Below are 22,995 nucleotides of genomic sequence, written 5' to 3' on the forward strand. Positions count from 1 at the left end.
CTGCACAAAATGGGCTGCCTCGGCAACATGCATTCGAACGTCAGGAACCGCAGAAAGCCTTGAGCTTTGAAAGCTTCGGCACGTGGATATGCCGATTGGCAACGATCCCGATAATCCCCTCGGCCTTCAGCTTCGACATCTGACGGGAAACGGTTTCGATCGTCAGCCCGAGGAAGTCGGCAATATCCGCCCGCGATAGCGGCAGGTCGAACTGGCGCCGGTCGCCGGTCGCCTCGGGATCGAGATGCGTCGCGATCAGGAGCAAGAAGCTTGCGACCTTCTCCGCCGCCGTCTTGCGCCCCAGCGTCACCATCCAGTCGCGCGCTTCATCCAGCTCGCGCAGTGTCTGCGTCATCAGACGTTCTGCAAGCGCGGGGTTGCTCTTGACCATGCGCTCCAGCGCAACCTTTGGAATGCGACAGAGGTTGACGTCGGATGCCGCCTCCACCGACACGGCATTCTCGTCGGCATTCAGTCGGCCAAGGAGATCGGGAGCAAATTGCAGTCCAACGATCTGTTGGCGTCCGTCTTCCAGCGTCTTCGTGAGCTTCACGACGCCACGGATCACGGTGGCGTAGGATTCGGCCGGCATCTTCTCGCCAGCCAGCTCATCGCCGGCTTCGTGGTTGACGAGGCGCGTATGCGCAGAAAGCGCCTGCAACTCATCGGCGCCGAGCGCGCCGCATATGCCCTTGTGGCGGACCTCACAACTCATGCAACGCACTGGTATGTTTGAATTATGTATGTCTTTGCGCATCAACTCAGCTCCGCGCAAAAGCATAGACGACAGCCACAGCGGGACAATAGCGTTTTCTTGATTGAAATCAAAGTGTCACCGGATGGGCTGACGCGCTTCGACGGCAACACCTTCGCCATCACGCCGAAGGGCCGGCCTTTCGTTCGGGTGATCGCGGCGACGTTCGACCGCTACCTCAGGGACAGGCGAAACATTCCGTCGCCTTGTGATCGAGATCAAGTTTTGCCGCGGCGAACCTTGCTATGACTGACCGCGACACCAAATTGCCGCAGCCCTCACTGGCCGATTGCCTGTAGAGCCGACCCCGTTATAGTGGTTTCAGAAATTTCTGAAATCACAGACACAACGGAAACCGAGATGAACCTTCCGCCGCTTGTTCAATCCTTCGTTCTGCACTTTGGTGAAATGGGCTCGCGCTGGGGCATCAACCGCACGGTCGGCCAGATCTACGCCCTGCTCTACGTGTCGCCTTCGCCGCTCTGCGCCGAGGAAATCGCCGATTCGCTCGGCATTTCGCGATCGAACGTGTCGATGAGCCTGCGCGAACTGCAGACCTGGAACCTCGTCCTGCTGAAGCACCGACCCGACGACCGGCGCGACTTCTTCACGACGCCGGATGACGTCTGGCTGATCCTGCGCACCCTTGCCGAGGAGCGCAAGAAGCGCGAGGTCGATCCGACGCTCTCGGTGCTGCGGGAAATCCTCATGCAGCGGCCGGCAAGTGAGGCCGAGCGTCATGCGCAGGAGCGCATGAGCGAGATGCACACGCTGATCGAACAGCTAACGCATTGGTATGAGGACGTAAAACAACTTGAAACCGAACGGCTTGCAACGTTACTCTCGCTCGGAGCGAAAGTGACGAAGCTGTTGGAGGCCAAGGACCGAGTCGTTTCGCTCGGCCGCAGCCGCCGGCCCAATCCTGCGAACAAGAGTTAGCGCTATGGGGAGTGCTTACTTAGACGCAAAAGGAAAGCAGGCTTTCGGCAAGCCGGCAAAAACCGTGCCCGGACATGGTGGGTTGCGAAAGACAGCCGCGATCCTGACCCTGGCATCGCTGATGTGGATCCCACAGGCGGCACTTCTCGCCACGGCCGTCGGCCGCATTGCCGACGGCGGCGGCTTCACCGATGTTTTGTGGCTCGCCGTCTTTATCGCCCTGCTCGGCATAGCGAAAAGCTGTCTCGAGGCAGCTGGCGGCCGCATGGCGTTTCGCGCCGCGCGCGCCGAACTGACAGCGCGGCGTGAACTGGCTGCCGCAGCCCTTGCCCGACGCTCGCCGATCGACAGCACGAAGCCGAGCTCCGGCGAGGCCGCAAGCGTTCTCGGCGAGCAGGCCGAGATGATCGTTGCCTATCTCTCGCGCTTCCAGCCGGCCCGCTTCAAGGCGAGTGCCGTGCCGCTGGTCATCCTTGCCTGTGTCTTGCCGATTTCGTGGATTGCGGCCCTCATTCTCTTGATCGCCATGCCGCTGATCCCGGTCTTCATGGCATTGATCGGCTGGCGCGCGCAGGCGGCAAGCGAAAAACAGCTGGCAGCGACCGGCGGCCTCAACGGTTTCCTCCTCGACCGGCTGCGCGGGCTGGCCACCATCCGCGCGCTTGGTGCCGTCGACGCGACCGCGACGAGGCTGAGCGCCGACGCCGTGTCGCTGAAGGTCCGGACGATGGCTGTGCTGAAGATCGCCTTCCTGTCGTCGGCCGTTCTGGAGCTTTTCGCGGCTCTGGGCGTCGCGCTGGTCGCCGTTTACATCGGCTTCTCCCTGCTTGGAGAAATCCGCTTCGGCGCCTGGACAGCCGGGCTCGACCTGACGACCGGCCTCTTCGTGCTGCTGCTTGCGCCCGCCTTCTTCGAGCCGCTGCGCGAACTCTCGGCCGTCTGGCATGACCGGGCCGCCGGTGAAGCTGCGATCAAGGCGATCGATGCGCTGAGCACTGGCGGCCTCATGCTGCCCGAGGACGCCGACCCATGCGCAGGCAAGCCAACCACGCCAGCTGGCGCCATCCGACTGCAGAATGTCGGCTTCCGCTACGGCAAGGATACCGGCATGACGATCGACGCCTTCGATCTGAACATCCGTCCCGGCGAGCATGTCGCACTGCTCGGCGCCAGCGGCTCTGGAAAATCGACCCTGCTCGCCCTGATTGCCGGCCAGGCTGCCTGCGAGACCGGCAGCATCACCATCGACGGACAGCCAGCCAACCCCGCCCTGTGGGCCAAGATCGCCTGGGTCGGCCAGAAGCCGCACATATTTGCAGGCACGATCGCGGGCAACATTTCGCTCGGTCGGCCCGGCGTTTCGATGCAGGCCGTGGCGAGGGCGCTTGAGCTCGCCAAGCTTCCCCGCTTCGCCCGCAGTCACGCTCGACGCCCGCTCGGCGATGGCGGCATGGGACTTTCGGGCGGCGAAGCGCTGCGCCTCGCAATCGCCCGCGCCGCCTGCAATATGGACGCCTGCATCGTGCTTGCGGACGAGCCGACGGCGCACCTCGACGCCGAGACCGCAAGCGAGATCACCGAGGGCCTGCTTGCTCTTGCAAGGGGACGCACGCTTGTTGTGGCAACCCATGACCCGCGGCTTGCCGCGCGCATGGACCGGACGATCGCCCTCGATCTGGAAACCGCACGGGAGGCCGCCGAATGAGCGCATCGCTTTCCAACCTCAAGCCGATCGTCAAGCTCTTCGTGACCGAACAACGCCGCGGCTTGATCCTCGGGGCCGCGCTTTCGGCGACCACGGTATCTGCAGGGATTGCTCTGCTCGGCCTCTCCGGCTGGTTCATCACGGCAACCGGCATCGCCGGGCTTTCGGCAGCAACGCTCGCCACCTTTGACGTCTTCATGCCGTCGGCCGGCATTCGCCTGCTTGCGCTCGGCCGGACCGCTTCGCGCTACGGCGAGCGGCTCACCACCCATGACGCAACGCTGAGCGTGCTCGCGGCTCTGCGCGAACGCTTGTTTCGTGGATGGTCCGTGGCCGGTGGCGCCCGGGAGCTTGCACGCCGGCCCGCCCGCCTGCTCTTCCGCCTGACGGGCGACATCGACGCGCTCGATTCCCTTTATCTGCGCGTGCTGGTTCCGGCAGGCGTTGCGATCTGCACGGCGCTTGCCGCGAGCATCGCGCTCGGCCTCATGCATCCACTCTTCGGACTGGCGGCCGGCATCGTGCTGCTTGCCGCCGGTCTCGGCATTCCCGTCGTCGCCGGACGTCGGGCAGCAAAGCATGCTCGCCGCCGTGCCTATGGCATCGAGGCCGTTCGCGCGCGCACCGTTGATCTCGTCGCCGGCCAGACAGACTTGCTGATGGCCGGGTGCCTGGATGCACAGCGTGCGGCGATCGCCGAAGCCGACCGCTATGCCGCTTGCGCCGACGACCGCCTCAACCGCGTCGAAGCCGGCGTCACATTCGGCTTCGGCCTCATCGCTACCGCGTTGCTCAGCGGTTCGCTCATGGCTGGGGCAGCATTGAGCGTAGCGGGCACAATCAGCCCGCCGGTCGCCGCGCTCGGGGTGCTGATGATCTTCGCCGCAGTCGAGCCCTTCGGTGCGCTGCGCCGTGGTGCGATGGAGCTCGGCCGAACCCTGCTTGCCGCCCGCCGCATCGCGCCGCGCCTGTCGGCAGATGAAGGCGCACACCGCAACGCTGCATCGGCTCCCGATCTGGCTTTTTGCCTGAACGAAGTGACCGCGGGATATGAGGCGGAAATGCCTGTGCTAGGCAGCATCACCCTCGATCTAAAGGTCGGCGAAAAACTCGCATTGATCGGCGCAAGCGGTAGCGGCAAATCGACACTCCTTTCGCTTCTCGCAGCCGAAATAGAGGCCAGCCACGGAGCCGTCGAATGCGTCGAGGCGACCCTCTTGACGCAGCGCACGGAGCTTTTCCAAGATAGCGTTCGCGGCAATCTGCAACTCGCGAGCTCCGATGCAAGCGACGTCGCGCTGCATGGGGCACTCGCCGCCGCCGGTCTCCTGCGCGCAGTCGTCGCTCTGCCACGCGGCCTCGACACGCCGCTTGGCGAAGGCGGCATGGGGCTCTCGGGCGGTCAATCGCGCCGCCTTGCCCTCGCCCGGCTCTTCCTGCGCGACGCGCCGCTCTGGCTGCTGGATGAGCCGACGGAAGGCCTCGATGGCGCAACCGCGCGCGATGTCATGAGCCGTCTGGTGGAGAAAGCGCAGGGACGCTCGCTCGTCATCGCCACGCATATCCGTAGGGAGGCCGCGATCGCGGACGTCATCGCGGTCATGGAGGATGGGCGCATCACCGACGTTTCGCGCCGCGGAGAGGCAGCGTTCGAAAAGGCTTTGAACCGGTTGAGACCGGACTGAGCCACACCGCATGACCGCCAGGCAATCCGGTTTGGCGGGAACCCTTCGTACCCCGTGGGACCGTGGGAGAAAGACAATGGAACTAGACATCGTCGCGCTATCGCGCTTCCAATTTGCGCTGACTGCGCTTTACCACTTTTTATTCGTGCCTTTGACGCTCGGGCTCTCCGTGCTGCTTGCCATCATGGAAACCGTCTACGTCATGACGGGCCGCCAGGTCTGGCGGCAGATGACGAAGTTCTGGGGCATACTGTTCGGCATCAACTTTGCAATCGGGGTCGCCACCGGCATCGTCATGGAGTTCCAGTTTGGCATGAACTGGAGCTACTACAGCTACTATGTCGGCGATATTTTTGGCGCACCGCTGGCCATCGAAGGGCTGATGGCGTTCTTCCTTGAAGCAACCTTCGTCGGCCTGTTCTTCTTCGGATGGGACAAGCTTTCGAAGGTCGGTCACCTGGTCGCGACATGGTGCGTGGCACTCGGCTCCAACTTCTCGGCTCTCTGGATCCTCGTCGCCAACGGCTGGATGCAGAACCCGGTCGGCTCGGCGCTCAATCCGCAGACAATGCGCATGGAAATCACCAGTTTCTTCGACGTGGTCTTCAATCCGGTCGCCCAGGCGAAATTCGTCCACACCGTATCGGCCGGTTATGTCTGTGCATCGATCTTCGTGCTCGGCGTCTCGGCCTGGTACCTGTTGAAGGGTCGACACCTCGAAATCGCCAAGCGTTCAATGACGGTTGCGGCATCGTTCGGCCTGGCATCGGCGCTTTCGGTCGTCGTCCTCGGTGACGAAAGCGGCTACCTCGCGACCGAAAACCAGAAGATGAAGCTCGCCGCCATCGAGGCGATGTGGGAGACGGAACCAGCGCCCGCCGCCTTCACTGCCTTCGGCTTCCCCGACCAGGAAGCGCGCGAGACGCATTTTGCCATCCATATTCCCTGGGTCATGGGTTTGATCGGCACACGCTCGCTGACGACGGAGATCCCCGGTATCGACAAGCTCGAGCAGCAGGCGGAAGCCCGCATTCGCGACGGTATCAAGGCCTACGACGCGCTGATGCAGATCCGCGCCGCAGCAACGCCGGAGGGTATCGCACCTCAGGTCCGCACCTCGTTCGAGGAACTGGGACACCAGCTCGGCTACGCTCTTCTTCTGAAGCGCTACGTCGACGATCCGCGCCAGGCCACGGACGCGCAGATCACCCAAGCCGCACGGGACACGATCCCGCATGTACCGACGCTCTTCTGGTCGTTCCGCATCATGGTCGGGCTCGGCATGTTCTTCATTGTCTTGACGGCCACCTTCTTCTGGCTCTCGGCACGGCGTCATCTGGACAGGTACCCGCTCCTCCTGAAGATTGCCGTCTTCGCGATCCCGCTTCCCTGGATTGCCATCGAGGCGGGTTGGATCGTTGCTGAAATCGGCCGTCAGCCGTGGGTCATCGAAGGTGTTTTGCCGACGGCAATGGCGGTGTCGAGCCTCGGCGCAAGCACGGTACTGCTGACGATCATCGGCTTTGCCGTGCTCTACACCACGCTCATCATCGTCGAGATGACGCTGATGATCAGAGCCATCCAGAAGGGGCCGGAGCCGGACGACGAGCCGGAAGCAGAGCTTATTTCCGAAACCCTCGTTCCCGCTGCGGAGTAATCCATCATGGTCCTGCACGAGCTGATAGACTACGAAATCCTGCGCTTGATCTGGTGGCTGCTTCTCGGCGTACTCCTGATCGGCTTTGCCACCACGGATGGCTTCGACCTCGGCGTCGGCACATTGTTGCCTTTCGTCGCCAAGACCGATACGGAGCGCCGCGTCGCCATCAACACGATCGGCCCTGTCTGGGAAGGAAACCAGGTCTGGCTGATCGTTGGCGGGGCCGCGACTTTCGCCGCCTGGCCGCCGCTTTACGCCGTGTCGTTCTCGGGCTTCTACCTCGCGATGTTCGCGATCCTGTTCGCGCTCATCCTGCGCCCGGTCGGCTTCAAGTATCGCTCCAAGCGCGAGAGTGCCCGCTGGCGCAACAACTGGGACTGGGCGCTGTTCGTCGGTGGTTTCGTACCGTCGCTGATCTTCGGCGTCGCCGTTGGCAACGTGCTGCAAGGCGTGCCGTTCCGCTTCGACCCGGCTGACATGCGCATCTTCTACGAGGGCTCGTTCTTTGGCCTTCTCAACCCTTACGCTCTGCTTTGTGGCCTGCTCTCGGTCGCCATGTTCGTCATGCACGGCGCTTCCTGGCTGGTCCTGAAAGCAAGCGGCACGGTCGCCGAACGGGCAAGACGCTATGGCAGCCTCGCCGCGCTCGCCGTCATCATCCTTTTCGCACTCGGCGGCATCTTCCTGGCGCTTGGTGTGAGTGGCTACAGCATCACCAGCGAGATCAACCGGGCCGGCCCGTCGAACCCTCTGCTCAAGACGGCCACCCACGATGGCTTCTGGCTGACGAACTATGGCACCCACTCGTGGATGCTGATTGCGCCGGTCCTCGGCTTCCTCGGAGCAGCAGCCGCCTTCCTCGCCCTTCGGGCAAAATGGGAAGTCGCTACCCTGCTCTTCAGCAAGCTCTCGATCTTCGGCATCATCTCGACCGTCGGTCTCTCGATGTTTCCGTTCATCCTGCCCTCCTCACTCGACCCGAGGTCGAGCCTGACGGTATGGGATGCCTCGTCGAGCCACATCACGCTGTTCGTCATGCTTGTCGTGTCGCTGATCTTCCTGCCGATGATCGTCGCCTACACCGCCTGGGTCTACAAAGTCCTCTGGGGCAAGGTCGATGAAGAGACCGTCAACGACAAGAGCGGCCACGCTTACTAAAGGAGAAAGACGATGTGGTATTTCGCATGGATCCTCGGCCTGCCCCTGGCCGCCGCCTTCGCCGTCCTCAACGCCATGTGGTATGAGCTGATGGACGACGAAGCCAAGAAGCGACAGCAGTAGCGCTTCGGCGTCCTGTTTGAAACCAACGAAGGGACGGTCTGCGCAGGCGCTCGTCCTTTTTTTGCGTGAGAGACGTCAGCTTCGAAATTCTGATGCTCACGAACTCGAAGGTTAATAGCTGGGGCTAATAGCTGGCCTCGACGAAAATCCGGAGCTTCGACGCCGGCCCGATCCTCGGCCTCGAAGCGCGACGCGGTCGGGCTGTCCAGATCGATGACGCCAAGAATTTTACCGTTGCGTTGAAGCGGCACGACGAGTTCCGAACGCGAGGCGGCGTCACAGGCGATATGCCCGGGAAACGCATCTACGTCCTCGACGAGGATCGAAGTCCCCTTTTCCACAGCCGTACCGCAGACCCCGCGGCCGACCGCGATTCGAACGCACGCGGCCTTGCCCTGGAATGGTCCAAGAACCAGCTCCTTGTCCGATTTCAGGAAGTAGAAGCCCGCCCAGTTCAGATCCGGCATCATTTCGAACATCAGAGCCGATGTATTCGCGGCATTGGCGATCATATCGCTTTCGCCGTGCAGCAGCCCCTTCAGCTGCTGGCAAAGCTCTTTGTAGAAATCGGCCTTGTTGGCGGAATTTATGGTCGCGGCCTGAAACATATCCGTTATCGCTTCCGTTTGCGTGGTGAGCGTCGATATAGGGGCACGCACCCCGATTGCCAAACGCAATCGTCAGGAGCAGGATGGACCATCATGTCACTCGATGGCGATAGTTATCAGCAACCATCTTGTCGGTCGATGATCCGACTCTATGTAGTGCCCTGTCGCGACCTATTGCGGATCGCGAATTAAGTCGGCCGGCAGCTGCGGTTTGCGCGCACGGCGATATCGGGCGGCGGTCAGTTAAAACGCAGCCGCCCCTCATTGTTAGGGCATTGCGACGAGCGCAGCAGCTATCTCGGCAAAGCTGCGCAAGACGTCATGAAGCCGCTTCGGCTGGGCAGATTGATCCATTGATTTCAAGCAGAGGTAAGGACGATGACACCGGAAGACAGACGGGCGGTCTTTAGCCACCGCCAGATAGCGGCAATCATTGAAGGCATCATGCAGGAAGACGGCACCGAGGAGCCGATCACGGGAAAATCGCTTGGCGAGGCGATCCTCTTCGTGTCGGAAGAAGCGGCGACCAGCGCATCCAGCGCCCATGTCATTTACGGCGAGAACGGCTCGCTTAGCTATACCGATTGCCTGAGCGTTTACCGCGACTACGGCGTGGCTCTTCGCCAGACGCCGAATTGAGACAAACGCTGGGCGGGCTGCGCTGAGCGCTCTTGCCCGTAAGCAGAAGGATGCAGTCGATATGGCGAAGCGAAGTGCAGGCCTGCTGATTTACCGCCTCCATGATGGTGGCTACGAGGTCCTCCTGGTTCACCCGGGGGGCCCCTACTGGGCAAAGAAGGACATCGGCGCCTGGTCGATCCCCAAGGGCCTCGTCGACGAGGACGAAGATGAACTTGATGCGGCAAGACGTGAAGCCCGCGAAGAGCTGGGCGTCGACGTCGAAGGAAGCTTTCACCATCTCGGGGAATACAAGCAACCCGGTGGCAAGATCGTTGCTGCCTGGGCAGTCGAGGCCGACATCGATCTGGAAGCAACGGCCAGCAATCGCTTCCAGATGGAGTGGCCGCCGCGCTCCGGCGTGATGGTGGAATTTCCCGAAGTGGATCGGGCCGAATGGTTCACGCTGGCGGATGCGGAGCGAAAGATCCTGAAAGGTCAGCAGCCCCTGCTCGTGGATTTCCTTCGACGGCGGTCGCAAAGTCCCCTGGAGGCATATGCGAGCTGATCAATGATGACAGCCGGGCTTGCGATTGTGCATGGCAGCTATTCGCAATCAGCTCTCGCGTTGCCGTCGGCGGTCCGTAAGAGTTCAAACACTCTCCTGCGGACGAATCTAGAAACATGACAGCCCATTCTTCGCCACTGCGCGGTGTTCTCGTCGCGTTCGGCGCCTATGCCGTATTTGCCTTCAGCGATGCATCGATCAAGATATTGCATGGCGACGTGCCGGCCTATCAGATCGCCTTCATCGGTGCGCTGTTCGGCTGCGCAGCACTGCCCTTCATCAAAGGCAGGGATGACACCTTTGTCGATATCGTCAGAAGCACGAACCGCACCCTTTGGCTGCTGAGGTTCGTCTGCGGCGCCATAGGAGCAATCGCTTCGATCATCACGTTCACAAAGCTGCCGATGGCCGAGGCCTTCTGTCTGCTGTTCCTTCTGCCGTCGTTCGTGACCATTCTGTCGGTCATCTTTCTCGGGGAAGACGTCCGCTGGCAGCGCTGGGCCGCCGTCATCGTCGGCTTCATCGGCGTTCTGGTCGTGCTCCGTCCGGGCTTCCGCGAGTTGTCGGTCGGTCATCTTGCGGCGGCGATCGGCGGCCTGGCTGCAGCAATCTCGATCGTCGTCATGCGAAAGATGGGGCCGGCAGAAAAGCGCCTGTCGCTGTACGGCGCAGCCTTGCTCGGCACGCTCGCCGTCAGTGGCATCCTGATGCTGTCGGAGGTGGTTGTTCCAACCCCGCGCCAGTGGCTGTTCATCGCAAGCTATGGCCTGCTTGGCGCGGCCGGTAACGTGCTTTTGATGACAGCCGCCCGGCTGGCACCGGCAAGCCTGGTCGCCCCTCCTCAGTACAGCCAGATGTTGTGGGCGATCGCATTCGGATATCTGATCTTCGACGACACCATCGACCTTCCGATGGCTGCCGGCATCGTTCTCATTATCTGCTCGGGCCTGCTGACGCTCGCCCGTGAAAAGAAGCGTGGTACGCCGCTGCCGCGAGCCGTCGTTTCGGCTGACAGCCAGGCGCCGCTTGCAACATCGACCGAGGCGACCGGCGACGTGGAGCGACCAGCTCAAACGGCCTCGCACGCGATTTCTCAAGCCTAAAAAAACCGCCTTTGCCGGAGTCAATGACGTTGGCAAAGGCGGCTCTTCTATTTTTTCAGAGTCTGGGTGATCGGGACCGTTAGCGGCGCAGGACCGGGCAGCCGCGGATGTTGCCGAAGCTGATTTCATCGGCGCCACGGCGCGTCCAGCCCTCGACGATCACGCGGCGGGGCGTGACGTCGACCACGCGGGCACGACGAAAGCCGTAGTCGCGCGCGATATCTTCTGCGAGCCGCGGGTCACAGCCACGCTGACGCCGCTGCGGGCGATCATAGTCAGACGGTGGCGGACGGTAGTAACCGGCAGGCGGTGGCGGGCGACCACTGCCAATGTAGACGTCTACCTGAGCGGATGCCGGTGCAGCTGCCCCGGCAACAGTGCCGGCGGCGAGCAGCGTCGCAAGGCCCGCCTTGGCCAAAAATTGCATCATCGAAAGTTCTCCATTAGGGTGCGGCGAAGCCCTTCCCCATTCGATACACTCTTACCGGCAAGGTCAGGTCCAACCTTTCCGGATCTGCGCATTCATATGCGATTCGCACAAAGCAGGGTGAAAATGGCGTGGCCAAGGCAAGCTGACGGCGCCATTGTGGATGGTGCCAATCAACGGCGGATCAAGGGGCAGCCGCGAACGTTGGCGAAAACCATCCGGTCCCAGCCCCGATAATTGCGGCCGGAAACGACCACGCGCCGCGGCGTGACGGTCGTGACGCGCGCGTAGCGCAGGCCTGTCCAACGTGCCTTCTGGACAGCTTGCACGGGCGAGCAGGCATAGGCGGGACGGTATTGGACATCGACAACTGGCGCACGTCCCCATTGCGAAGCCGAGGCGGTCGGTGCCCCGAACGGAACCGAGGCCAATGCGATAATGGCGGCAAACGAAGCCTTGGCGATGAAATGGGTCATGACACGAACCTCTGAACCGTTGCTTACATCTCCCATTCGGGATTATGGCGACGATAACCCTCTGAAACTGAATGATCTTCGAACCGGCCGTTCAGTTCCGGTTCAGCCGCCGAGATGCAGCACGATCTCACGCCGATGCGGCCGGTCGCGGTGTTCGAACAGGTAAATCCCCTGCCACGTGCCGAGCGCGAGGCGCCCCCCGACAACCGGAATGCCGATGGAAACCTCAGTCAACGCAGCCTTGATATGCGCCGGCATATCGTCCGGTCCTTCGGTCGTATGAACGATCCAGCGCATCGAGGGATCGGACGCGGGAGGCACCAGTCGGCGAAAGAATGCATCGAGATCGGTGCGGACGTCCGGGTCGGCGTTTTCTTGAATGAGCAATGAGCATGAGGTGTGGCGCACGAAAACGGTCAGCAGCCCCTCGGCCGCGCCATTGGTGCGAACGAAGGATGCTGCCTCCGCCGTAACCTCGTAAAGGCCCTGTCCCCTGGTGGAAACGGTGATGATCTTCTGGGGCATGGCGCCGGTTCCGCTAAACGTCTCTTTTACCAGACGTGGCGTTGAGCTGCCCTCATGTCAATGCAGCTTCCTCGGCAGCTTCCTCGCTGCTCAAAGCTGCAGAAAGGGAACGAATCCACCGAAAATCATCCGCTTGCCATCGAAGATCGACTTCCACTCGTCGCCTTGAAGACGAGGGTCTGCCATCACCTTCGCCATGATGTCATCGCGCTCCTGGCGCGAGCCATAAACGATCCAGGAAAAAACCACGACTTCGTCGTCGGCCGCCTGCACGGCGCGCGGAAACGAGGTCAGTTCCCCATACGGCACGTCGTCGGCGATGCATTCCACATACTCTTTCGCACCGTAAGACTTCCAGATCGCACCTGTTGTCGCCGAAAAGGCCTTGTACGCCTCAATGTTCTTCTGCGGCACAGCCACGACGAACCCATCGACATAGGACATGGTTTTCTCCCTTTTGCGTTCTTTTGCGTTGTTGCACGTCCAAGGACCAACGGAGTTGGCTTGGACCGACAGCCCTCTTCAAATTAAGATTAGGCAGGATCGGCGATAGGCAAGAGATCTGCCGCGAACTTCCAATCGGGAATAATTCGCTGACCGTTGTCGGCGCTCCTCCTCTTTCGGCGTCCTTGCCACAGATGAAGCGCCAGGAGGACAACCGATGCAGAAGATCACGCCTTGCCTTTGGTTCGATAACCAGCTCGACGACGCCATCAGCTTTTATAGGGCGATATTCAAGGGCGCCGGGGACCCGCAGGTGAAGCGAGGCCCGGATGGGAAGGCATTTGCCGCGACGTTCGACCTGGAAGGCCAGCAGTTCATGGGCCTGAACGGCGGCCCTCAGTTCAAGTTCAGTGAGGCCGTCTCATTCTTCGTTCGTTGCAAGGATCAGGCAGAGGTCGACTATTACTGGGAACGGTTGCTCGATGGCGGCAAGGCGCAGCAATGCGGCTGGCTGAAGGACCGGTTCGGCGTCTCCTGGCAGATCATACCCGACGCGCTGATGCGCTATCTCAACGATCCGGACGCAGAAAAGGCTATGCGTGCGCAGGCCGCCATGATGCAGATGGTGAAGATCGATATCGCGGCGCTCGACGAAGCCTACGCAGGCTGCGCGCCGGACATCTCCACAAGCCGGGTCTGATCCTTCGCCTGTGCCTGCGTCTCGGCCTCCTGGCACTGCGTGGTGATGCGCAGGCTTCGGAACCGCTCGACGAGAAAATCGACGAGCGCGCGAACTGCTGTCGGCAGTCCTCGCGTTGCGGTGAAGACAAGGTAGATCGTCGCCTGGGACATCTGGTGATTGGGCAGAAGGCGCACGAGCCTGCCATCGCGAATTCCCTCGGCGCAGATATGGTCGGGCAGAAGCCCGACCCCTATCCCGGCATATATCGCTTCCAGCACGGCCGCGACGCTGCGGCAGCTCATGCGCGGCCTGTGCTGATGCCGGTATCGGGTGCCATCGGGTCCAGTGAACTCCCAGACATCCCAGTCCTGCCACTCCGTCAGCGGCCCGGCAAAAGACACCGTCGCAGCGTCGGCGAGGCATTCGACGCCTTCGATCGAGCGCAGTGAACTCGCAACTTTCCGGTTCGCCACAAGGATCAGATCCACCTTGCTGAGCACGCGCATCGTCAGTTCGGAATCCGTCTCTTCGGCCAATTGCGCGCGAACCGCGAGATCGAGGCGCTCGTTGATGATGTCGACCCGTCGATCCGTACTGAGGATCTGCAGCTGAACCTTGGGGTAACGGTTGAGAAACTCCGGGATGATTGCGCCAAGCGAGCCATCCAGCAATCCGTGGGGCACGCTGATACGAATCTGCCCCTGCGGTTCACCGGTCGCATCGTTGATGGCCTTGGCGGCGCGATCTGCCTCGCGCAGCATGTTTTCGCAGTGATTGTAGAAGGCACGTCCGATTTCCGTCACGCGGAATCGATTGACCGTCCGCTCCAGTAGCCTGACGCCGAGTCTTGCCTCCAGCGCTGTTATGTGCCGGCTGAGCTTCGATTTCGGCATGTTCAGCACCGCCCGGCGGCGGAAAAGCCATTGTGACGGACGACGGCGGCAAAATAGACGAAATCGTTCAGATCCTGGAAAACACCCTCTGCGTTCAGCATCGGGGCACCCCTTTCAGTAAGCTCGATAGGCCTGCGATCATTATCGCTTACCGCTACCAAGGGGTGATGCCAACCGCATGGAACGCGATTTCGTTCCAAATTTGGAACACTGCGTTCCAATCCGTGCCCTTCAATTTGGCCTTTGGCGGGACTACTTGCGGTGCGATTTCCTTTGGCGCCGTTGCATTGTGGCGTTACGCGCGCTCCTACGAGCCCCGAGAACAGCATGACGAAGGCGATGCGCCGCACACCTGCGACGCAGCGGAATCGCGAGCTTAAGTGTTTGATATTGTTACATAAAAACAACAGAATACAGCAAAGAACCGTCACAAGCAGGGATTTCGTCACAGGCAGAATTGATAGATTTGATCAAGGATGAAATTAAGGCTTCAGCGGTTCGCTGATCCGCCAGCCGAAAGGCAAACTACCGGAACGGCCCCATCTCCCCTGGCGGCGGTTCAATCGAAAAGGAAATGGATTTCAAATGAATATACGGATGGCTTTGTTGACCTCCGCCGCAGCGTTTGCTGCTGCGTCTACGCCGGTCTTTGCTGCGGACGCAATCGTCGCAGCTGAACCCGAGCCGGTTGAATACGTCCGCGTCTGCGACGCGTACGGCACAGGCTACTTCTACATCCCGGGCACCGAAACCTGCCTCAAGGTCAATGGTTACATTCGTTTCCAGGTTGACGGCGGCCCGGATGAGAAGGGTACGTCGGACTGGAACGCTCGCACACGCGCCCAGGTTCAGTTCACCGCCAAGAGCGACACGGAATATGGTCCGCTGACCGGCGTGATCGTTTTCCGTAACAATGGCGACAACGCTTCGACCAGTACCATTTTGGACTCGGCATACATTGATATCGCCGGCCTGCGCGCTGGTCTGTTCTACAGCTGGTGGGATGACGACCTTTCGGGCGAGCCAGACGTCCTGTCCAGCTTCCAAACGCTGCACAACTCCATTCGCTACCAGTATGAAAACGGCGATTTCTACGCCGGTATCAGCGTAGACGAGCTTGAAGACGGCTATTACAAGCCTGGCGAAAACCCCAACAACGTCGGCGTTGCCTTCGGCATCGGCGGCAAGGCTGGCGCGATCAGCTACCAGGTTATCGGCGGTTACGACACCGACAACGAAGAAGGTGCTGTCCGCGGCATGCTTTTCGCTGATATCGGCCCGGGCACGCTCGGCCTGGCAGCTGTCTATGCGTCTGGCCCGAACTCCTACTACTCTCAGTCGGAATGGACGGTTGCCGCCGAATACGCGATCAAGGCCACCGACAAATGGACGATTACCCCGATCGCCCAGTACTTCGGTAACTATGTGCCTGATCTTGACACCTTCCACGGCGACTCCTTCGACGGTCTGGGCGATGCATGGAAGGTCGGCATCACCGTCGACTATCAGATCGTCGACAACCTCTACGCCAAGGCAACGGTCGATTACACCGATCCGGACGACGCCGACGAAGTGACCAAGGGCTTCTTCCGCCTGCAGCGCGCGTTCTAATTCGAAATCCCGGCGCCCTGGATCAACCTTGGGCGCCGCCCAGTATTGCGTTTTCTGATCTGTTTGACCTCCGATCAGTTACGGGGACGGGTCCGGTTTCCCTGCCGGACCGTCCTTGCTTTTTTCCCAAGCATGCCACGCTTCCGCAGCGAGATATCTCGATCAATCAGATGCCATGGGGCAGAACGGTTCCGATATCGAACAACGCTGCTTCAAGCAGCCACCGGTGGCTTCGCGCCACACTAACCCGCGAGCTCCTCGATCGAGTCCACCCGATCGGGGTAGAAGGCGAGATGCTCCTTGATCTCGCTGACCGCAGCATACGGATCTTCATAGGTCCAGATCGCGTTCCCCGCGGTGTCGCCACCCGAAACGATGTTGAAATACGAGGCCTCCCCCTTATAGGGGCAATAGGTATGGTGGTCACTTCGGGTCAGGAGCGCCATGTTGACATCAGCACGCGGTATGTATTGCACGGCGGGATAGGACGCTTCCTTCAGCGTCAACGCGTTGCGACTGTCGGCAATGACCTGACCGCCGAGCTTGACGACGACGCGCGCCGGATTTTTCCTGACGGTGATTGGATGATCGGGACCAGGTATCTTCATCGGTTGTGCAGACATCGACAGCTCCTTTCGGCCAGACATCAGATATAGGGACCGACGTGGCGAATTTCATGCGCCGATCAACTGGAATCGCGCTGGCTTCATAGGCGTGGCGGATCTGCGCACATCGTATTGTGCCTTGGCCGCGTTCTACCTCGCCATTGTCGCCCGTCGCTGAAGCGCCCCGAGCCCCAGGACAGCCGCCAACACGCACCCGACGCCGCCGATCTGGTATTTTGACAGCGGTTCACCGAGGATCCCGAAGGCCAGCAACAGCGCTGAGACCGGTGCGACTGCGGTGAAGAGCGACGCCTCAACACCACTCACGCGCTCCGCCCCCGCATACCAGAGAATGAAGCCGGCAACAGTCGGCACGAGTGCATAGTAAATCACCGCCGACATTGCACTTGCAGGCAATGCGCTCGGCACGCCCTCAACCAAGAGGGCCGCGACCATAGCGACAAGGAAGCCGATCCCGGTCATCAACGCGGATTGCGTCAGCGCCGGGATCGGTGAACTGAGGTTCTTGTTCAGGAGTATGAACAGGCTTTCGCAGATCACCGCTCCGAAAACCAGCGCGTTGCCAAGGAGGGATCCACTGCCTGCGTCGGGCGAAAGAGCAATGAAGAGAACGCCGGCAGCCGCCAGCGCGATCGCCAACAGCATCGATGAATGTGGTCGCTCGCCCAAAACCGCGACGGAAAGCGCCGCGGCGACGACCGGCAGCGTTCCAATGATGACGCCCGCGTCGGCGGCTGTGGTCAGCCTCAGGCCCGAGATCAGCAAGGTTGTGTAGCCAACGCTACCCGCACCGGCCTGAACGACGAGGATGATCCAGTCGCGAGGCGGCAAGCCTGGCAAGCGCGTCCGGGTCATCCACATCAACAGCACGAAGAATGGGAAGGCTGTGGCGAAGCGCAGAGCTGTTGCCGTGAGTGGCGGCATGCCTGATGCAATGACCCGGCTTGCGATGACCGTGCTGCCGACTGTTATCATCGCCAAAGTCAGATAGAGGTAACCTTGCAAATGTCGCTGCATCATCTTCTCCTGTTTGCACAGAAGAAAGACGAAAACCGCACGGCGATCTTGTATGAAATTGCAGCGCAGTCAGGCGACCGCATTCGCGTAGGCGCGCGGGGAAACTCCGTACTTGCGCACAAATACCCGCGTCATATGGCTTTGGTCGACGAAGCCGCTGGCAACGGCAGCTTCAGCCAAGGGCGCGCCGCCGGCGATCAAGTGTCGGGCAAGATGGATGCGGCGCTGGACCAAATAGGCGTGTGGTGTCATGCCGGTCGCCTTGGCAAAACCGCGCAACACCTGAAATCGGCTGAGCCGGCTTGCGCAGGCGAGATCGGACAGTGAGATGGCGACCGTTGGATCGCAGTCGATCATCTCCTGCGCGGTCCGGATCGACTGAGGAGCAGCCTGCCGTTCATTCGGCACGACCTCCGCAACGACACGGGCGACGAGTTCAAGAAGGACTTCCTCAAGCTGCAGTCGATGCCCTCCTGCGCTCGTCACCAGCCCAAAGGCTGCCTCGAAGCACGCCGCAATCGCCTGGTCATGCAGTACCGGATGCGAAATCTCGACAGCCGATCGCCGCCCCTGCGTGATCTCGGAGACATTGGTAGCGATCATATCGGGATCGAAGTAGAGGATCCGCCACGATCTGCCGCCACCAATCGGCGTGCCATCATGCACTTCGTTCGGATTGACCGTGATGATATCGCCGGCGCCCGCCTCAACCATCCCTCGGCCGCTCAGGGACTTTTGCGCACCTGACGAAACCAGCCCGATGCCGAACTGCTCATGCGTATGGCGCGCGAAGCTTTGGTTGCTATCGGCAGCCACGGCCTCGATGCCGGGAACGACCGACCTGAACATGCGAAATTGACTGCGAGCCATGTCTGCGCTTCCGAGGTAACAACGCATAGTGCCAGCGCAAGCCACTGAAAACAACGGTGAGAAATCGGTCGATGCAGCGATCCCGTCAAGCCATCAAGACTGGTCAGCCTGACCACTCAATGGATCGTTTCGCGAAAATCGTCGTCGGCAAGAATCGCAAAGACATCCTCAAGCGCGGCGACCAGGATGTCGGTGAGCTCGTCCCCGCGATTTTCGACAAAGGCTGCCTTGGTTGCCTCATCCTGCAATTCGAAGAAGCGCTCGATCTCGTTCGACATCTCATTGTCCTTTCACGCGCCACCGACATGTGGCGATGGGACAAAGTTAAGGCCCCATTCTTGCGTCGAACTGGATCCAAGGTCCGCAGCAATGTTCAAAAATCAGACACGTCCATGATGTTCCTCAATGCCACGCGACGGCACCTAGAAGCTAGGGAGCCTGCGGCTCTTCCATTGGCTTTTTGGAATTGGATTTCCCACGTCGTAGGCAAAGGATACGACTTTTGTGGCACCGGCATCGACTTCACACCGAAAGCTCACATCATACCAACGGGCACTGGCGCGGAACGCAACCCCGTTTAATTCAAGGACCGTCCCTTGCGCCAACCCAGCGCGCGGCAACATCTCGGGCCTGTAACCAGAAGGTGAGTGTATCAGTTGCTGGCGCAGTTCCGAACTACACAGTTCGGCGACACGAGCGCTGCGCGGCAAATCACCCATTGCAGTTCGCGCCACCGGATCGTTGGTCATATTCTGCGAGAACAGCGTCTTCGCCTTCGTCAATTCGGTCGGCTTGTCCACCGCCGTGGTAGCCGTCACCTCGGGTTTTGCTGCAGCGGGCGGCTTTGCCTGCTGGAAACTCGTCTTGGCTTCGCTCGCAGTTCCGGCGGCAGGGCCATTTTTCTCGGCATGATGATCCGCCAGGTCGACCTGCGGGAGTTCGACATCCTCAGGAACCGGATTGGCTGGCGGTTCCTTGCTTTCGGGTGCCTTGGCCGCTTGCGCAGTTTCCTCTGGCTTCGCTTGATCCTGTTGAGGTTCCGGCTTGGGCTCGGCTGAAGGAGGCGCCACATCTGGCTTCACGCCGGCGACGGACGCATCCCCCTCATTGGATTTTTCTGGTCCGGTATCCTTGTCGCCAAATTCGACCACCGGTCGCAGCACCGACAGGGGTTGCGACTTGCCGGACAGCTCCTTGGATTGGGCATTTTCTGCAGCAGCCGTCTCCGGCGGTTTTTCCGGTGGCTTCTCTTCGCGCGCCTTTGCCTCCTGCGACGGGGGTGGCGGCGGAGGTGGCGGAGGTGGCGGAGATTGCTCGGCCTTTGCTTCCTTCGGCGGTTCCGCCGGCTTCTCGGCCGGCTTTTCTTCCGCCTTCTTCTCCTCCGGCTTCTTCTCCTCCGGCTTCGGCTCCTCCGGCTTGGGCTCTTCCGGCTTCTTCAGCTCCGGCGGCTTTTCCTCGGGCTTCTTTTCCTCCGGCGGCGGCACGAGGTCGACGCTGACAGTTTCCTCCTCCGGCTGGGGCTGGGGCACGGGCAGCTTCACGAGAAAGAAGGCGACGACGGCAAGGTGCAACAGCACGGAGGCAAAGATGCCCCAGCCGAACGCTCCCCATTTTTTTGCCGAAATCTGCTGCATGCCTACGAACGATGCCCTACGCCACGCTACCGATGTGGCCTCTTAAGAAGGCATCATCAAGCCATAAAACAAAAAAGCCTCGCGCTCCACGCACGCAATGCGTCGGCGCAGGACACGATCCACATATTTGCCAGTCGCAGGCCCGGCAGCCCGACAAATCAGCCCAGCGAACCTATGATCTCGCGATAGGCGGCCTCCGGAAATGCCTTCAATGTCCGCGTGCGCACATTGCCAGCCATTCCAAGAGACAAGTTGAAACGGGCCATCACGGCATCGTCCGGTGCCTCGCATACGGCGACAAGGTCATGATCGCCCATCGTCAGGAAAAAATTTTGGAAGGAACCGCCCATATCGCCAAGCAGCTTCTTTGCCGCGTCCAGGCGCTTTGTCGAGTCGCGAACGTTGCGAATGCCCTGATCCGTCCAATTGATAAGCACGATGTAAGTGGTCATTGCACACCTCCCAACGGAGGGTCTCGGCCCACGCAACAGGCTATGGCGACCTCGCTCATGCGCTGTGGTCGGTCCCTTCCCCCGTGGGGTATACCTTACTCCTGTCCCCGTTCGACAACAAGAAACACCACGGCCCGCAGATGCGCGCCAAAAGCAAAAAGCCGGGCACAAGGCCCGGCTCTTTGATGCGTTTGGTCGAAGACCAACTCCTAACTGTCGAGGAAGCTGCGGAGCTTTCTGGAGCGGCTCGGATGCTTCAGCTTGCGCAGCGCCTTTGCTTCGATCTGGCGGATACGCTCGCGGGTGACCGAGAACTGCTGGCCGACTTCTTCGAGCGTGTGGTCGGTATTCATGCCGATGCCGAAACGCATACGCAGAACGCGTTCTTCGCGCGGTGTCAGTGATGCCAGAACGCGGGTCGTGGTTTCGCGCAGGTTCGCCTGGATGGCGGCGTCGATCGGCAGCAGCGCGTTCTTGTCCTCGATGAAATCGCCGAGGTGTGAATCTTCTTCGTCGCCCACCGGGGTTTCGAGCGAGATCGGCTCCTTGGCGATCTTGAGGACCTTGCGGACCTTTTCGAGCGGCATTGCGAGCTTTTCGGCCAGTTCTTCCGGCGTCGGCTCGCGGCCAATCTCGTGCAGCATTTGGCGCGACGTGCGGACGATCTTGTTGATCGTCTCGATCATGTGCACCGGAATGCGGATCGTGCGGGCCTGGTCGGCGATCGAGCGGGTGATCGCCTGACGGATCCACCACGTCGCATAGGTCGAGAACTTGTAACCGCGGCGGTATTCGAACTTGTCGACCGCCTTCATCAGGCCGATGTTGCCTTCCTGAATGAGGTCGAGGAACTGCAGACCGCGGTTCGTGTACTTCTTGGCAATGGAGATGACGAGGCGAAGATTCGCTTCGACCATTTCCTTCTTGGCGATGCGCGCTTCGCGCTCGCCCTTCTGCACCATGTGCACGATGCGGCGGAATTCCGAGATCGAAATGCCGGTTTCCGTTGCGAGATTCTGGATCTCCTGGCGGATGTCGCGGATCGTCGTGTTTTCGCCCTTGGCGAATTCCTTCCAGCCGCGGGCGGCCAGATTGCCGATCGACTTCATCCAGTTCGGATCGAGCTCGGCGCCCTGATACTGTTCGAGGAAACTATCGCGCTTGACGCCGTAGGATTCAGCCAGACGCAGCAGGCGGCCTTCGTTCTGAACGAGGCGCTTGTTGATGTCGTAAAGCTGCTCGACGAGGGCGTCGATGCGGTTCTGATTCAGCGACAGAGACTTGACGGCCTTGATGAGCTCATCCTTGAGCTCCTTATAACGGCGCTCCTGGGCGGACGACAGCGTCCCGGTCGCGGCAAGGCGCTGTTCGACCTGCTGGTCCTGAAGCTTGCGCAGCTTCTTGTAGGTCTCGGCGATGATGTCGAGCGTTTCCATGACCTGGGGGCGCAGTTCCGCTTCCATGGCGGCGAGCGACAGGTTGGACTCGTCTTCGTCCTCTTCCTCTTCCTCAGGAGGCAGGCCCTCGCCGCCGACATTGGTAATGTCGTCGTCGCCGGAACGGACGCGGCGCGTCTTTTCCTTTTCTTCGGCAGCCTTGCGGTCAGCCTCGATCTTCTCAGGGCTCTGGAACTGCGGCGCAGCCTTGGCTTCCGGACCGGAATAGGTCGTTTCGAGATCGATGATCTCGCGAAGCAGCGTCGTGCCTTCGTTCAGTTCGTCACGCCAGATGATCAGCGCCTGGAACGTCAGCGGGCTCTCACAGAGACCACCGATCATCGTTTCGCGGCCGGCCTCGATGCGCTTGGCGATCGCAATTTCGCCTTCGCGCGACAGAAGCTCCACCGAGCCCATCTCGCGCAGGTACATGCGCACCGGATCGTCGGTACGGTCGGTCGGCTCCTTCTTCTTGGCGGTCGCAAGGGCGGTACCGCCAGACGGGGCCAGTTCGCCGCCTTCGCTTTCGTCGTCGGAGCTGGAATCGTCGTCGTCGCCACCGGTAGCGCCGGCCTCTTCGGCTTCCTCGTCCTCGATGACGTTGATGCCCATATCGGACAGCATCGACATCGTGTCTTCGATCTGCTCGGACGTCACCTCTTCGGACGGCAGGACAGCATTCAGCTCGTCCATCGTCACATAGCCGCGTTTCTTCGCGGCCTTGATCATCTTCTTGACCGCGTCATCGGAAAGATCGAGAAGAGGGCCGTCGGTGCCGCCGTCGCGTTCGACTTCCGCTTCTTCGTTCTCTTTGACCTTGGTTGCCATTTATGTCGTCGCCTTCCTGACGCTATTCAAACTCGCCGCAGTGAACGGCCGCACGCAGCCGATACGCGGCAAACGACCGTCTCGAATCACCTAGTCCCACCTAACGGGATGAGATTTAATGCCTGATTAACCACGATTGCCGGCGACGGACGA

Annotated in this window: 25 protein-coding genes and 1 pseudogene; 12 read left to right on the forward strand and 14 right to left on the reverse strand. The window is 60.8% G+C overall.

The annotated features are described in order from the left end of the window. Positions 1 to 40: 40 nt before the first annotated feature. A complete protein-coding gene (locus BSG20_RS07105) occupies positions 41 to 715 on the reverse strand; it encodes a Crp/Fnr family transcriptional regulator (protein WP_167371550.1) in 675 nt (224 codons plus the stop codon). Positions 716 to 1,114: 399 nt separating this feature from the next. Here BSG20_RS07105 and BSG20_RS07115 point away from each other — a divergent pair, with 399 nt between their 5' ends. From BSG20_RS07115 to cydX, 6 genes are all read left to right on the forward strand, one after another. After that, on the forward strand, positions 1,115 to 1,693 hold the full coding sequence (locus BSG20_RS07115) for a GbsR/MarR family transcriptional regulator (RefSeq protein ID WP_024317555.1): 579 nt from the start codon (positions 1,115 to 1,117) through the stop codon (positions 1,691 to 1,693). Positions 1,694 to 1,697: 4 nt separating this feature from the next. Then, the gene (gene cydD, locus BSG20_RS07120) at positions 1,698 to 3,398 is read left to right on the forward strand and encodes a thiol reductant ABC exporter subunit CydD (RefSeq protein WP_072372804.1); all 1,701 of its coding nucleotides are present in this window, start codon (positions 1,698 to 1,700) and stop codon (positions 3,396 to 3,398) included. Continuing rightward, entirely contained in the window at positions 3,395 to 5,083 is a 1,689-nt protein-coding gene (gene cydC, locus BSG20_RS07125; RefSeq protein WP_072372807.1) for a thiol reductant ABC exporter subunit CydC, read from the forward strand. Before cydD ends, cydC begins: the two co-directional genes overlap by 4 nt. Before the next feature lie 76 nt (positions 5,084 to 5,159). After that, positions 5,160 to 6,740, forward strand: a complete 1,581-nt coding sequence (locus BSG20_RS07130; protein ID WP_072372809.1) for a cytochrome ubiquinol oxidase subunit I — start codon at positions 5,160 to 5,162, stop codon at positions 6,738 to 6,740. A 6-nt stretch (positions 6,741 to 6,746) separates the two neighbouring features. Continuing rightward, positions 6,747 to 7,901 carry a cytochrome d ubiquinol oxidase subunit II gene (gene cydB / locus BSG20_RS07135; protein ID WP_072372812.1) on the forward strand — a complete coding sequence of 385 codons (1,155 nt, stop codon included), beginning with the start codon at positions 6,747 to 6,749 and terminating at the stop codon, positions 7,899 to 7,901. A 12-nt stretch (positions 7,902 to 7,913) separates the two neighbouring features. Continuing rightward, a complete protein-coding gene (cydX, locus tag BSG20_RS07140; protein WP_072372815.1) occupies positions 7,914 to 8,024 on the forward strand; it encodes a cytochrome bd-I oxidase subunit CydX in 111 nt (36 codons plus the stop codon). Positions 8,025 to 8,148: 124 nt separating this feature from the next. Here the strand turns inward: cydX and BSG20_RS07145 are convergent. Further along, positions 8,149 to 8,632: pseudogene (locus BSG20_RS07145) on the reverse strand (GAF domain-containing protein). Positions 8,633 to 9,010: 378 nt separating this feature from the next. Here BSG20_RS07145 and BSG20_RS07150 point away from each other — a divergent pair. The 3 genes from BSG20_RS07150 to BSG20_RS07160 all read left to right on the forward strand — a co-directional run bounded on the left by BSG20_RS07150 (position 9,011) and on the right by BSG20_RS07160 (position 10,921). Next, the gene (locus BSG20_RS07150; RefSeq protein ID WP_024317561.1) at positions 9,011 to 9,271 is read left to right on the forward strand and encodes a hypothetical protein; all 261 of its coding nucleotides are present in this window, start codon (positions 9,011 to 9,013) and stop codon (positions 9,269 to 9,271) included. Between the two features lie 61 nt (positions 9,272 to 9,332). Then, entirely contained in the window at positions 9,333 to 9,818 is a 486-nt protein-coding gene (locus BSG20_RS07155) for an NUDIX hydrolase (protein ID WP_072372818.1), read from the forward strand. Positions 9,819 to 9,934: 116 nt separating this feature from the next. Then, complete coding sequence (locus BSG20_RS07160; protein WP_072372822.1) at positions 9,935 to 10,921, forward strand: DMT family transporter; 987 nt, start codon at positions 9,935 to 9,937, stop codon at positions 10,919 to 10,921. A gap of 79 nt (positions 10,922 to 11,000) precedes the next feature. Here the strand turns inward: BSG20_RS07160 and BSG20_RS07165 are convergent, their stop codons facing one another. The 4 genes from BSG20_RS07165 to BSG20_RS07180 all read right to left on the reverse strand — a co-directional run bounded on the left by BSG20_RS07165 (position 11,001) and on the right by BSG20_RS07180 (position 12,793). After that, positions 11,001 to 11,351 carry a hypothetical protein gene (locus tag BSG20_RS07165; RefSeq protein ID WP_072372825.1) on the reverse strand — a complete coding sequence of 117 codons (351 nt, stop codon included), beginning with the start codon at positions 11,349 to 11,351 and terminating at the stop codon, positions 11,001 to 11,003. 170 nt (positions 11,352 to 11,521) lie between these two features. Beyond that, a complete protein-coding gene (locus tag BSG20_RS07170; protein ID WP_072372828.1) occupies positions 11,522 to 11,824 on the reverse strand; it encodes a hypothetical protein in 303 nt (100 codons plus the stop codon). Between the two features lie 102 nt (positions 11,825 to 11,926). After that, positions 11,927 to 12,349 (reverse strand): secondary thiamine-phosphate synthase enzyme YjbQ, encoded by a 423-nt coding sequence (locus BSG20_RS07175; protein ID WP_072372831.1) that lies wholly within the window; start codon positions 12,347 to 12,349, stop codon positions 11,927 to 11,929. Positions 12,350 to 12,439: 90 nt separating this feature from the next. Further along, on the reverse strand, positions 12,440 to 12,793 hold the full coding sequence (locus tag BSG20_RS07180) for a DUF1428 domain-containing protein (RefSeq protein ID WP_037118034.1): 354 nt from the start codon (positions 12,791 to 12,793) through the stop codon (positions 12,440 to 12,442). A 217-nt stretch (positions 12,794 to 13,010) separates the two neighbouring features. On the opposite strand from BSG20_RS07180, the gene BSG20_RS07185 reads away from it, so the two are divergent. After that, the gene (locus BSG20_RS07185; protein WP_072372834.1) at positions 13,011 to 13,493 is read left to right on the forward strand and encodes a VOC family protein; all 483 of its coding nucleotides are present in this window, start codon (positions 13,011 to 13,013) and stop codon (positions 13,491 to 13,493) included. On the opposite strand, the gene BSG20_RS07190 is transcribed toward BSG20_RS07185, so the two are convergent. Next, on the reverse strand, positions 13,451 to 14,368 hold the full coding sequence (locus BSG20_RS07190; protein ID WP_244541276.1) for a LysR substrate-binding domain-containing protein: 918 nt from the start codon (positions 14,366 to 14,368) through the stop codon (positions 13,451 to 13,453). The two genes, BSG20_RS07185 and BSG20_RS07190, sit on opposite strands and share 43 nt — an antisense overlap. 32 nt (positions 14,369 to 14,400) lie before the next feature. On the opposite strand from BSG20_RS07190, the gene BSG20_RS36355 reads away from it, so the two are divergent. After that, on the forward strand, positions 14,401 to 14,748 hold the full coding sequence (locus BSG20_RS36355) for a hypothetical protein (RefSeq protein ID WP_167371548.1): 348 nt from the start codon (positions 14,401 to 14,403) through the stop codon (positions 14,746 to 14,748). A 205-nt stretch (positions 14,749 to 14,953) separates the two neighbouring features. After that, positions 14,954 to 15,979 carry a porin gene (locus BSG20_RS07195; RefSeq protein ID WP_072372837.1) on the forward strand — a complete coding sequence of 342 codons (1,026 nt, stop codon included), beginning with the start codon at positions 14,954 to 14,956 and terminating at the stop codon, positions 15,977 to 15,979. A 242-nt stretch (positions 15,980 to 16,221) separates the two neighbouring features. On the opposite strand, the gene BSG20_RS07200 is transcribed toward BSG20_RS07195, so the two are convergent. The 7 genes from BSG20_RS07200 to rpoD form a co-directional block, all read right to left on the reverse strand. Further along, positions 16,222 to 16,602, reverse strand: a complete 381-nt coding sequence (locus BSG20_RS07200; RefSeq protein WP_072373346.1) for a DUF427 domain-containing protein — start codon at positions 16,600 to 16,602, stop codon at positions 16,222 to 16,224. A 132-nt stretch (positions 16,603 to 16,734) separates the two neighbouring features. Continuing rightward, entirely contained in the window at positions 16,735 to 17,622 is an 888-nt protein-coding gene (locus BSG20_RS07205; protein ID WP_072372840.1) for a DMT family transporter, read from the reverse strand. A 69-nt stretch (positions 17,623 to 17,691) separates the two neighbouring features. Next, entirely contained in the window at positions 17,692 to 18,492 is an 801-nt protein-coding gene (locus tag BSG20_RS07210) for an AraC family transcriptional regulator (protein ID WP_072372843.1), read from the reverse strand. A 116-nt stretch (positions 18,493 to 18,608) separates the two neighbouring features. After that, positions 18,609 to 18,770, reverse strand: a complete 162-nt coding sequence (locus BSG20_RS36360; RefSeq protein WP_167371551.1) for a hypothetical protein — start codon at positions 18,768 to 18,770, stop codon at positions 18,609 to 18,611. A gap of 144 nt (positions 18,771 to 18,914) precedes the next feature. Next, a complete protein-coding gene (locus BSG20_RS07215; protein WP_072372846.1) occupies positions 18,915 to 20,126 on the reverse strand; it encodes a DUF930 domain-containing protein in 1,212 nt (403 codons plus the stop codon). Between the two features lie 158 nt (positions 20,127 to 20,284). Then, positions 20,285 to 20,578, reverse strand: coding sequence for a GYD domain-containing protein (locus BSG20_RS07220; protein ID WP_007790116.1), 294 nt, complete (start codon positions 20,576 to 20,578; stop codon positions 20,285 to 20,287). Between the two features lie 209 nt (positions 20,579 to 20,787). Then, a complete protein-coding gene (rpoD, locus tag BSG20_RS07225) occupies positions 20,788 to 22,842 on the reverse strand; it encodes an RNA polymerase sigma factor RpoD (protein WP_024317054.1) in 2,055 nt (684 codons plus the stop codon). Between the last annotated feature and the right edge of the window lie 153 nt (positions 22,843 to 22,995).

Source organism: Rhizobium tibeticum (assembly GCF_900110205.1).
In the GTDB taxonomy this organism is placed as follows: domain Bacteria; phylum Pseudomonadota; class Alphaproteobacteria; order Rhizobiales; family Rhizobiaceae; genus Rhizobium; species Rhizobium tibeticum.